General features: G+C 64.8%; 13 protein-coding genes and 2 pseudogenes (1 of these 15 running past the window's edge). 2 read left to right on the plus strand and 13 right to left on the minus strand.

Features of this window, described 5'->3' with window-relative positions:
* From A3H92_06120 to A3H92_06150, 7 genes and pseudogenes are all read right to left on the minus strand, one after another.
* A pseudogene (locus A3H92_06120) lies at nucleotides 1–1,063 on the minus strand (hypothetical protein).
* Between the two features lie 36 nt (nucleotides 1,064–1,099).
* On the minus strand, nucleotides 1,100–1,579 hold the full coding sequence (locus tag A3H92_06125) for a hypothetical protein (GenBank protein ID OHC75186.1): 480 nt from the start codon (nucleotides 1,577–1,579) through the stop codon (nucleotides 1,100–1,102).
* Nucleotides 1,576–4,146, minus strand: a complete 2,571-nt coding sequence (locus A3H92_06130) for a hypothetical protein (protein ID OHC75187.1) — start codon at nucleotides 4,144–4,146, stop codon at nucleotides 1,576–1,578. Before A3H92_06130 ends, A3H92_06125 begins: the two co-directional genes overlap by 4 nt.
* Nucleotides 4,146–4,331: a hypothetical protein gene (locus A3H92_06135; GenBank protein ID OHC75226.1), complete on the minus strand. Its 186-nt coding sequence runs from the start codon at nucleotides 4,329–4,331 to the stop codon at nucleotides 4,146–4,148. Before A3H92_06135 ends, A3H92_06130 begins: the two co-directional genes overlap by 1 nt.
* A 32-nt stretch (nucleotides 4,332–4,363) precedes the next feature.
* Complete coding sequence (locus A3H92_06140) at nucleotides 4,364–4,852, minus strand: hypothetical protein (protein OHC75188.1); 489 nt, start codon at nucleotides 4,850–4,852, stop codon at nucleotides 4,364–4,366.
* A complete protein-coding gene (locus A3H92_06145; protein ID OHC75189.1) occupies nucleotides 4,852–5,796 on the minus strand; it encodes a hypothetical protein in 945 nt (314 codons plus the stop codon). The genes A3H92_06140 and A3H92_06145 overlap by 1 nt, the downstream gene beginning before the upstream one ends.
* A gap of 25 nt (nucleotides 5,797–5,821) precedes the next feature.
* Nucleotides 5,822–6,253: an acyl-CoA transferase gene (locus tag A3H92_06150; GenBank protein ID OHC75190.1), complete on the minus strand. Its 432-nt coding sequence runs from the start codon at nucleotides 6,251–6,253 to the stop codon at nucleotides 5,822–5,824.
* 50 nt (nucleotides 6,254–6,303) lie between these two features.
* Here A3H92_06150 and A3H92_06155 point away from each other — a divergent pair, with 50 nt between their 5' ends.
* Both A3H92_06155 and A3H92_06160 read left to right on the plus strand, forming a co-directional pair.
* Nucleotides 6,304–6,567 (plus strand): hypothetical protein, encoded by a 264-nt coding sequence (locus A3H92_06155; protein ID OHC75191.1) that lies wholly within the window; start codon nucleotides 6,304–6,306, stop codon nucleotides 6,565–6,567.
* Entirely contained in the window at nucleotides 6,560–6,829 is a 270-nt protein-coding gene (locus A3H92_06160) for a hypothetical protein (protein OHC75192.1), read from the plus strand. The genes A3H92_06155 and A3H92_06160 overlap by 8 nt, the downstream gene beginning before the upstream one ends.
* A gap of 6 nt (nucleotides 6,830–6,835) precedes the next feature.
* Here the strand turns inward: A3H92_06160 and A3H92_06165 are convergent, their stop codons facing one another.
* The 6 genes and pseudogenes from A3H92_06165 to A3H92_06190 all read right to left on the minus strand — a co-directional run.
* Nucleotides 6,836–7,486, minus strand: coding sequence for a hypothetical protein (locus A3H92_06165; protein ID OHC75193.1), 651 nt, complete (start codon nucleotides 7,484–7,486; stop codon nucleotides 6,836–6,838).
* The gene (locus tag A3H92_06170) at nucleotides 7,483–7,797 is read right to left on the minus strand and encodes a hypothetical protein (protein OHC75227.1); all 315 of its coding nucleotides are present in this window, start codon (nucleotides 7,795–7,797) and stop codon (nucleotides 7,483–7,485) included. Before A3H92_06170 ends, A3H92_06165 begins: the two co-directional genes overlap by 4 nt.
* Nucleotides 7,798–7,862: 65 nt before the next feature.
* Nucleotides 7,863–8,141 carry a DNA-binding protein HU gene (locus tag A3H92_06175; GenBank protein ID OHC75194.1) on the minus strand — a complete coding sequence of 93 codons (279 nt, stop codon included), beginning with the start codon at nucleotides 8,139–8,141 and terminating at the stop codon, nucleotides 7,863–7,865.
* A gap of 109 nt (nucleotides 8,142–8,250) precedes the next feature.
* Nucleotides 8,251–9,273, minus strand: coding sequence for a phage capsid protein (locus A3H92_06180; protein OHC75195.1), 1,023 nt, complete (start codon nucleotides 9,271–9,273; stop codon nucleotides 8,251–8,253).
* A 28-nt stretch (nucleotides 9,274–9,301) separates the two neighbouring features.
* A complete protein-coding gene (locus A3H92_06185; GenBank protein ID OHC75196.1) occupies nucleotides 9,302–9,691 on the minus strand; it encodes a hypothetical protein in 390 nt (129 codons plus the stop codon).
* 30 nt (nucleotides 9,692–9,721) lie between these two features.
* Nucleotides 9,722–10,958, minus strand: a pseudogene (locus A3H92_06190) (phage tail protein) (it continues 89 nt past the right edge of the window).

Genomic DNA, 10,958 nt, shown 5'->3' on the forward strand with positions numbered 1-10,958 from the left:
TATATTTCGTCGCGACTTTGGAATTCCCGGCCCCAAAATCAACTTTGAGCCACTGCGGCGTTGAGTTCGGATCGATCTGGGACTGCCACCACGACGATTGGCTGTCGTTGAAAGCCTTCCACGCCAGGTCGCCATTGTCGGCGGAGGCCGAGATGGTTACGCCGTCCGCCGTGTAGGCGGACATGGCGGGGACAAAATCGGACGGCGGGATCGCGCCGGCGGAATAATAATCATTATCCACGTTATATATCTCGCCGGTCGATGCTGCGTCGTCAACGCCGGTTTGATCTTCAAATTCGTCAACCACGCCGTCGGCCATGGCCTGGACGGAGAGGCCGCCGACGACGGCGAGGCGAAAGGCATTGAGCAGGATATTGGCGCGGGCGACGGGATCGGAGGCGGAAAGCCCGGTGAGGTCCGAGCCATCGAGCGCGGGCAACTTGCCGCCGGTCTGTATCACGACCACGTTGCCGGCGCCGGCGCCGGCATCGAGTGTCGCCGCCGAGCCGAGACCCAAATTGACGCGCGCTGCGGGCGCGGCGACCGCCCCGGTGCCGCCCAGCGCCGGCGGGAGGATGTTTTCCGTCGCCACCGCTCCCAGGCCCAGGTTGGCGCGCGCCGTCGCGGCCACGGACGCCAATTCTGACAATGCGTTAGAGATCAGCAGGCCATTCTCGGCTGAAACATAAGCAGCCGACCATACGCTTCCGGTCCACAGCATCATGGTGGGAATCGTCCCGCCCGTATACAGGCATAGGGTCCCCGCCTGGAGCGCATTGTCGTCGTTATCGAGCGAGGGCAAGGTCGCCTTTGCCCCCAGATAGCGGTCGTCAAAATTATCGTAGGCGGCCAGCGCCGCATCCTTGAGAGCAGTGACCTGGGAAATAATATCAGATGCTTCCCAGAGCGCCTCAAGATCGGCCAGCGCCTTGGCCACTGTCTTGACCGCGCCACCCTCGGTCGTGACCGTACTCGTGGCGGCGCCGTGGACGATCTGGTGCAGGGTGGCGCTGTCAGCCGTTACTTTGGCGACGGCGGTCTGAAGGTCGGTTTGTATCGTCATAGGACTACTCCAAAGAAAAGATGGATGGAACCCGGCTTACCAGACGTAAGGTCCGGGCAGCCCGGAATGGACGAGGGCGTGCAGCGCGTCTGCGTCGCGAAACAGCAGGATCAGATCGCTATCGAGAGCGACGGCCAGCGCGTCCTCGGACAACGTCGGGCGCTCGCGGATTTCTAACTCCGAGGTGATCTCCCACAGGATTCCGCCCTTGAGCCTCGCGTCGAACTGACGGGTGAAGCGGGCCTCGTGGGTGGTGAGGCCGACGCCGCCGAGAAGATCGATCTGAAACCATTGCCCGCCCTCTTTGGCGCGCCAACGGTACCAAGCCTCGAACACGGCGAACTGCTCGCGGCGCATCAGCCAGCGCACAGCGATGCGGGTCGGCGCCTGGGTAAAGCGCCTCCTCTGCCGCGCCGGTCCGGCCTCCATCTCGGTGCGCAGGATCGTCTCGCTTGGGCGGAGGCTGTAGCCCTCAATAGTGGGGAGCGGCAGTGTGGCGGGCCAGGTGATGGTCACCGGTACGCCCCCGCCGCCGGATTAAGGCCATAGCGGCGCTCCAGCGTGGGGGCCAAACCTTCGCCGCGTCCGATCTTGCGCGCCATCGAGCTTTCCATTTGCTCGACGAAGACGTCGATCATCACCTCGCCTGCCGGGCCGCGCCTGGTCTCGGTGCGGGCCTGGGTGTTGGGCGCGGTGTTGTAAACGGTCGGTTGCACCACCACGGTGGGCGCGGATTGATCTGCAGGCCCGCGCATCAGGTTGAAGCGGTGGCGGGGATCGTCGCGGGTCAGCACCTCTTCGCCGCGCAAGGCGACGATGGGCATCTCGCCGGAGCGCAGTCCCGTGATGCCGCCGCCATGGAATCGCTCGGCCTCGCGGAACAAGGCCGGATCGACATTGCGGCGGCGCAAATTATCATACCCGACCACGCCGCCGGAATGGGCGATGTTGGCCGCTATCGGGGACTCACCGATGAACGATCCGCCGCCGCTAAACCATCCCGCCAACCCCTCGCCAATTAAGGAGAACAACCCCTCCACCATGCCGCCCAGCGGCTTGACCACCGACATGCGGTACGCCGCCCGCAGCGCCTCCTCGGCGATGGTATTGAACAGATCGCGCGCCGAGAGCTTGCCGGTGGTCGCCCATTTAAGAAAAGCATCCTCGCTGGCCTGCAGCGAGCGGCTGATGCCCTGCTCAACAATTCGGGCGGCGTTGGTGGACTCGTCCACGTAGTCGCGAATGGCGCGGGTAGCGCCGTCTCGCCACTCGCGAGAGGCATTCAGCTTGCGGCGTTCGGCTTCTTCCACTGCCCGGGCGTAGGTCTCCTGCTCTATGGCGGCGTTGGCCAGCAAGTTGTCCAACTCCGCCAGGACGTCGCGATATTCCTCTTCCGCCGTGCGGTGGCGCCTGGCAGTCTCAGCACCCTTCTCGCGCAGCTTGGCCTCGGCCTCCAGTTCCTTGTTTAAGTCGTTGATCGCCTGCTTCTGGTCATAGAGCGCGGCGGAGAGTCGTTCGATTTCAGTCCGTTGGGCGTCCGTCGCCGCATCAGGGAGGCGACCTTGCGCCTGATCGACGGCGGCGCTGCGGGGATCGTCGACGGCATGGCGCTGGCGCTCCAGGTCGGCGATCACCTTGCGGGCTTGGGCGTCGGTACGCAGGGCGGCATCGCGAAGCGGCTTCTCGACAGCCTCGATCTTGCGAGCGGCAATCTCGCCCAGCAGGACTACTTCTCGGTCGACGTCGGCGTCGGCAATGCCGGGGCGACCGCGTTTCTGGTCGGCGGCGGCGATGTCGCGGGCGAGCCGGTCGTTGACGGTGGCGATCTTTTCCGCCGCATCCACGGCGCTCTTTACCTTCTCGGCTTCCAGCGTCTTGATGCGCGTCGCAATGGTTTCGGCGTTACGTTCCCGCTCGGCCTGACCGCGCCCGGACTCGGCTTTATTCTTCACGGCATCAAGGGCTTCGACCTCGGCGCGGCCCTTGGCGATCAGGCCATCGATCTCGGACCCGAGACGGGCCACGGTGGCCTCTGCGGCCTTGGTCGCCGTCTCTATCCTAAAACCATAGCCTGGGTCCCAGACCACCTTGCCCGATTGCAGCCCGGCCAAGTGCTGTTCGGCCTCCGCCAGTTCGCGGACTTTGACCGCCACTTGTTGACTGATGTCCGGTCCCTTGAACATATCGCGGAGACCATTAAGGCTGATGGCGATGCCGCGCAGCGTGGTCTCGACCACGCCCCCCACCACAGGCGTCTTGGCCAGTTCCTCCAGCAGGTTGCCCCAGGCCGACGTCAGGTAATGGGTGGCCCCGCTCAGGCCCCTGGCCTCGGCTTTTCCGGCGCCGCCGACCTGACGCTCCAGAGTCTCCAATATAAGAGCTTGCGCTCCGGCGACGTTGCCGGCCTCGACCATGGCGGCGATCATCTCGCGCTGGGAGGTGGTAAAGGTGACGCCGACCCGTTTCAGGGCGGTGATGCCCTCGACCGGGTCTTCCAGCGCCTTGCCCAATTGCACCGCCGAGGAACGCAGGTCCTGGCCGAACACGGCAGACAGATCTTGCGCCCCTTTGATGGCGCGCACGAACGTATCTCCCGACACCGAGCGGAAGGTGGCCAGCACTGAGGAAGCGTCCATCACCCCTTCGGCGGTGGCCATGGTGGATGCCTCCATGGCGTCGGCCAGATCGTTCAGTTCCCGTCCGGTCAGTCCCGAAGCCTGGCCGGTGGCCTTCAGCACCGCTTCGAGGCGTAGCAGCGATTGTTGGGCGGTTTCCATCTCGTGGAGGCCCTTGCCCAGCGCCATGAATAGACCACCGAAGGCCGCCCCGGCGGCTAACCCGATCGGCCCCAGGCGCAGCATGGCGGAGCCGACCCCGCCCAGGTTGCCGGCGAAGCCTTCCAGATGCACCCGCGCCGCCGAGGTAACCTCATTGATTGCCAGCAGACCCTTGGAGGCGGGCTTGGCCGCCTGCTCGATGCGGGCCAGCGCCCGGCTGCCGTCCTCGCCCAACTGCGCAAGCGTGCGGCGGACGACATCGCCGTCCTTGACGGCAAGACGGATGGTGAGATTGCGGTCGGCCATCAGGCATTACTTTCGTTACGCAGGTTCGCGAGGCCTTCGAGCAGCCCGGCCTCGGCCTCGGGCAGCAGATCGGCGACGGCGGCAACGTCGTAACCGAGCGCCTCGGCCAGCGAGAGGGCGATGCACAAGTCAATGCCGACTGCCGCGCCATTCGGGGCGAAACGTATCTGCCCGGAAAGCCGCAGCAGCACGTCCCAGGTTTGCCAGCCAGCCTCGGTCAGGGGCTCGTGATGGCGATAAGAACAGGCGTTGCCGCAGGCGAGTCCGCCTTCTCGGCAGCCTCGGCAATATCCCGGCCCGCCGCCGAAATGCCATGCGGCGCGGGCCCGGATGCGTTTCCCTCGGCGGCCCTATCTTCGAGCGGCGCCAGATAGCGATGATAGAACAGCGCCGCCAACAATGGATGTTCGTCGATAAAGGCGGCCACCGTCTCGTCGGAGACCGGGGCGTTTATGCCTTGCCATTCGATGACGGCATAGAGGGCAAGGCCCTTGATCATCAGGGCGCGCATCAGACCACGACGGACCGACTCATTGGCCGGATCGAGATTTTCAGATTCTGCTCTGTGCTCGGCCCAGTCGTCGAACACCTTTTCGGCCTGGGCCTGGATCATGGCGTAGGCGGGAGTGGTGATCGGGCGCACCTTGAGCCGCACGCCGTCGGCCAGACTGAGCCAAGCCGGCTCGCGATTTCCTAATTTGATCATTAATAAGCCTCCACATCGTTGGTCAGCGTCACGGTCATCATCCGTCCGGCGACGGTGTTGTTGGCGGCCCGCCAGTCGAAGCCGGCCTGCACGCCGCCGGGACCGCTGATGGCGCGCTTGGGCTTGGGCAGGTAGACCTCGTAAGCCCCGATCACCAGTTTCTCGTCGGCCGAGATGACGTAGGCGAACTCCAGCGTCACCGGGTCACCCGAGGTGGCGGTGTCGAGCAGCGCGGTGTCGGCGAAGCGGACCTCGATGGCGCCGGTCAACGCGGCGATGGTGGGATCGGCGCCGTCGATCCTGCCGTCGCTGCGGATGGTCTCGATGCGCTCCAGGTTGTTGGAATAGGTGAGGTTGGCCCCGGTCAGGTTGGCGAGCGCAGAACCATCCAGCTTCACCTGGCCCTGGAACTGGCCGAAGCGCTTTAAATCCATGCCGCCGGGAATGCCGCCCTGGGATGCGGCGTTGCGGGCCTCGCCCTGGCCGATGGCGTTGAAGGTGGCGTTGGCGTGGCCCGAGCGCTGGAAATTAAGCTGCATCGAGTTGACCCGCACGCCGCCGATCAGGAAGAAAGCGGGGACCTCGGGCATGCCGACCTCGACCGACATACTGGGCAGCGTCATCGCTCCCGAGCCGAACTCGTGGATGAACGGCCCCGGCATCACGCCGGTGGTGGTCGGCGCACCCAGCAGCGCCTTCAGCCAGTGACCGAAGTAGCGCAGATCGACCGGCGCGACGATGTCGCCCTCGACCTTGATGACGTCGCGCGACGGCGCGGCGGGATCGCGGCCCTGACCGAGAATGTCGCTGTCGATCAGCCCCTGCTCAGAGCCGAGACTCGAAGAGACGAAGGGGAAGCGGACGAACCCCGTTGCCGGGGATACGCCATATACAGTCTCGAACGCCGCCAATAGAAGGGCGTTCGCGCCATAGGCACGGGACATATCTTGGTTCTCCTATGATGAAAGTTCAGGCCAGCGGATCGCTGGTCTCGTAGTGCAGGGTGACGGCTACCACGGCGCCCTTGAGACCGGCGGCGCCGTCGATGGCGAGGTCGTGGGTTCGGGGCGCGCCCCACTCGATCCAGTCGACCAGTCCGTCCAGGGTGCGATCAGTGGCAAGGACGGCGCCTACCTCCCCCAGCAATACATCGAGCGCGGCGGTCGCGGCGGCGGACGGAGCCATCTGGACGATGACCTCGATCTCGGCCCGGTGCTGCCAGAGATAGGTAAGCGGCGAAAGTAAAATCTCCGGCTCGCCCGGGTCGCCGTCGCGCAGGATCACCAGACCGGCGGCCGGAACCTTCTCGGGCAGCGGCTCCTCGCGTTTGACGGCGGCGGACTGGATCGTCTGTAGCCTTGCCAGCAAGGCGGCAAGGATTTGTTCGCGGCGGGTGGGCATTGAAATTGTATCCCAACTGTGATACGGTTTAGCAAATCTGGAGAATTGCCATGTCCAAGACCGAGATGATCCGCGCCCGCGTCGAGCCTGACCTTAAACATAAGGCCGAGGAGGTTTTTTCGGCGCTCGGCTTGTCGCCAACCGAAGCGATCACCCTGTTCTACAAGCAAGTGACCATGCATCATGGCCTGCCCTTCGAGGTGAGGATTCCCAATGCGGCAACCCGGGAGGCGATCCGTCAGGCCAAGGCCAAGGAAGGACTGACCAGGTACGCCAGCGTCAAGGACCTGATGGCTGAATTCAAAGATGCGTGAACTGCTCGTTTCAACGCTGTTCAAGAAAGATATGAAACGGGCCGCGAAGCGCGGAAAGGATCCAGCCAAGCTCGACCGCATCATCAATAAGATTGTTGCCAAAGAGCCTCTCGAATTCCGGCACAGGCCACATCGACTGTCTGGTGATTGGACTCCCTGTTGGGAATGTCATATTGAACCCGATTGGCTGCTCATCTGGGACGAAGACGAGGAAAGCGTGACCCTTGTCCGGACCGGAACCCATTCAGATCTGTTTGATTGATCCATCCTATAGTCCCGTATCTCGCCAGTTGCGGACCACCAGCCCCGGCAGGGCGGATATCCATTTTTCGGCGGCGCCGGCAACGTCGAGACGTTTGCGTAGCGTCACCTGGGGAACGAGCAAAAACATGGGCACGGTGGCGAGGCCGCGTCCGGATTTGAGCGCCGAAGCGCTTGCCTTGGCAAACCCTCCGCGTTTGCCGGCGCGGGCGCGCAGGTTATCGGCGACCAGCAGCGACGGCCCCCGGCGGCGATAAACGAACTTGAGTCGGGCGCCATGCATCCGCTCCCACAAGCCCGGCGTCATCTTCTGTTTTCCATCGCCATACTTCCCGGCGGCAAGCGTCGGGATAGCTAGGAAGAACCCGTGCTTCGAGCGGATCACCGCGCCCTCCTCGTAGGTCCGCACGATGTTGGGCGCTTTGCTGAACACCAGCCCGGCGGCGCGGATGCTCTTCTGGCCCTTGGGGTAGACCTCGCTCCGCCAGGTGTTGGCGAGACGCCGGCCCAGTCCGGCGCCGGTGATCTGTCGGCGCAGTTCCTGCTTGAGGCCATCGGTCGCTTCTCGGATGCCGGCCGTTACCGCCTCTTCGCCGGCCTTCAACTCGTCGGCCAGGAAATGTTTCAGATCGCCTTCGATGGCCGCCGAGATTCTCATATCGGCCTCGTATCTAACGTCCACACCAGCCGTTCGGCGTCCCGCGTCGGCTCGCCCTGGATGATGAAGGTCTCACCGTCGAAGATGATGGCATCGCCTTCAGTCGGGGCCGGAACCTCAAACACCCGCACCTCGAACATTGCCGTCGCCGTATGCACGGCGATGTCGCCGAACTCGGCCTGCCGGTCCGGACGGCGGGCGACCGCCCGCACCGGCGTCCCGTCGCCGACCCCGCCCGGACGGTAGATGGCGGTGCGGGCGATGTCGGGATTGGCAAACAGGTCGTCGAGGGCAGCGGTGAAGGCGTCCAAACGGTTTCTCCAAAGAATAAGGGCGGCCTGAGCCGCCCTTCGCTGACGCATAATAGGGACGTGGCCTACCTGTTGTTGACGCCGTCCTTGAGACCCTTGCCGGCCTTGAACTTCACCGCCTTGCCGGCGGCGATCTTGATGGCGGCGCCGGTCTGCGGGTTGCGTCCGGTCCGGGCGCCGCGCTTGGCAACGCTGAAACTGCCAAACCCGATCAGCCGCACGTCCTTGCCCTTAGCCAGCGACTTGCCGATGGCGTTCAGCGTGGCGGCGACCATCTTTGCGGCCTGGGCGTTGGATAGACCCGTTTCCTTGGCGACGGCGGCGGCGAGTTCCTTGCTGTTCATGATGTTCCCCCTGCAAGATGAATGATCAGACCTGATTAGCAGAGGCTGTACGGCAAGGCAACGTCAACCCATGGTAAAAAAACCTCCCGGCTGAGTTTTATCCTCGCCGTCAGTTGCTGGTGTGAATGCGCACGGCAAGACGGGGCCGCTTGTTGACCGGCAGGATCGAGGCCTCGGTCTTGACGTCGATGGCGCTGCCGTCGTTGCGCGCGATCTGACGGGCGTACATGGGCAGGCCCATGGTGTTGACCGTTTCGATCAGATTGGCGGGCGCGCCATAGGTGACGAAGGTGTCCATGGTTCCCAAGGGGAAGGCGATGCCCTCGCCCGCCGGGATCAAGGTCTCGGTGGCCCCGGTCGACAGGGTGACGGTGGCGTTGTATTCCTCGAACATGATGCCGGCGAAGGGGAACTTTCGCCTGGTGTCCTCGCGTAGCGGCTGGGCGCCGGTCGAGGAGAAGTATTTGTAGGATTCCTCGACCTTGACATGGCCGATCAGCTTGTCGAAGAACTCCGGGCTGACCAGGGCCGGCACCCCGATCATGGTCTCGCCCTTGAGTTCGGTTTCGACCTTACGTAGCGCATCCCTGATCTTGGCCTGGATGTTGGTTCCGGCGGTCCCGAGCACGAAGTCCACCGACTGCCGGGTGAGGCCGAACTCATCGAAGTAGTCGTAAAGAGTAGACCCGGAACCATCTTTAACGATGCCCTTCAGCGCGTTGATCTCCATGTACTCCCTGGTCTGGGCGTGCTTGGCCCGCATGCGGGTGATCTTGCGCTCCATGACGGTGGCCAGCGGATCGGCGGCGTCGGCGACGCCGAAGCCGCGCACGCCCTGGACGTCCTGGGGAGTGATAACGTCATCATGCGGAATCCACGGGATGGTGAAGGAACGCATCGATTTGACATCGCGGTTGGCGACGGTGGCCGGGCCGCCGAGCGGCACGGTGGGCAGCAGGTTGAGCACGCCCTCGGCCTGCTCAATGATGACGGAGCGCTGGGTGATGCCCTCGAAGCGAAACAGACCCATCTGCCCGAGGCGAGTATAGATGTTGGGCAGGATGTTGATGGCCTGGGTCATCTCGGCCAGCGAATAGCCGCCGGCGTCGAAGGGATTGGCAATGACGTTCATGGTCTTAAATCTCCTATGGGTTATGGGGTCAGGCGGTAGCGCGGACGACGATGCCGACGGCGGCCAGTTCGGCTTTCTTGGCGTTCTTCTCCACCGTCAGATCGACGGAGGCGTCGAAGGCGAGCGCGGCCTCGGAGACAATGACCGGGCCGCGCGCCACGATCAGGCCGGTGGCGTCGGCGCCGGAAGCGTCCACGGCTTGCAGCAGCACGGCGACGGCGGCCTCGGCGCCTTCATCCCCCACCACTTCAGCAGCGGGAGAGAGGCGATACTTGGCCGAGGCCGTGATCTTGCCGAGCACGGCGCCGAGCGGATAGCTGGTTCCGCCCTTGAGAACGACGGTCTCGCGGTTAAAGTTGGCGTTGAGTTCGTACTTGAGAAGGTCGCCCAGGGTGGGCGTGGCAGTGAGGACGGGCATGGGAGTTCTCCTTGGTCAGGAATGGGGGAATCAAGCGCGGCTCGCCGCTTCGCGGGCGCGCTTGACGATGGGGCTTTCGGCGGTGGGTCTGGGTCCAACCGGCGCGGCGGCGACGATGTCGGCGGCGTCCGAGCGGACGGCCAACTCATCGAGCAGCGAGCGGCGAATGGCGTCGGGGCGCAGGCCCTTGGCCATGGCCTCGGCGGCGTCAACCTTGATGCCGAGGCGGCCGGCCTGGGCGGCGACGGCGGCCAGCTCGGCATACTCACCGCGCAGACGCTGCTCGATCTCCGTCGGGTCGGGGCCGGCAACGGGGGCAGGAGTTGGGTGGATGGTCGCCGCTTCGGGCAGGGGATCGCCCGCCGCTTCGGGCAGGGGATCGCCCGCCGCTTCGGGCGCGGGGGATGCGGGTGCTTCGGCAATAGGATCAGTGGTTTGCATGGAAGTTTCCTTTCGGCTGTTGATGGAAGGCGCGGCGCGGCCACGCGGCACGGATTTTGGAGTGAGAGTGACGCTTAGTTCGACGAGGGCCTGACGGAACGCGCCAACCCGGTCGGCGAGCCCGGCTTTGACCGCCAACTCGCCGCGATAGACGGCGGCCTCGGCAGCGCGCACGATTTGTGGCGACAGGTTGCGGTTGTCGGCGACCAGGGCGACGAAGCGATCGTAGAGCCGGTCGACGTCGGCCTGGATGTCGGACCGGGCGCGGGTCGACAGCGGCTCGTGTTGATTGCCGTCGACCTTGCGCTCGCCGGCGTGAACAAAGGTCCAGGCGAGTCCGGCCATGCGGTCAGCATTGCTCTCGTCGACATGAACGGCGACCACGCCGACGGAGCCGACCTCTCCGGTCTGGGCGATGTAAAGAACGTCGGCGGCACAGGCGATGGCGTAGGCCGCCGACAGCGCCGCCTCGTTGGCGACCGCCCATATCGGCTTGCCGCTTTCCTGGCGGATGGCTGTGATGCGCTCCACCAGATCGAACAGCCCGCCGACCTCGCCGCCGGGGGAATCGATGTCGAGCATGATGCCCCGGACCAAGGCGTTGGCGGCGGCGGCCTCGATGGCGTCGCCGATGTCGCTGTAGGACATCAGCCCGCTGGCCGCCGCCGGATACCCGGAGCGGCTAACCAGCGTGCCGGTGACCGGGATGACGGCGATGCCGTCGGGGGTGATCGCGGTCTGGCGCGAAGGGACAGCGCCGAGGTTCAACGGCTCTATCGTCTGGCCCCCGCCGGTTCGCAGGGGCAGGCCCGCGAGGCGCGGCCCG

The organism is Rhodospirillales bacterium RIFCSPLOWO2_02_FULL_58_16, assembly GCA_001830425.1.
Classification (GTDB): Bacteria; Pseudomonadota; Alphaproteobacteria; order Rhodospirillales; family 2-02-FULL-58-16; genus 2-02-FULL-58-16.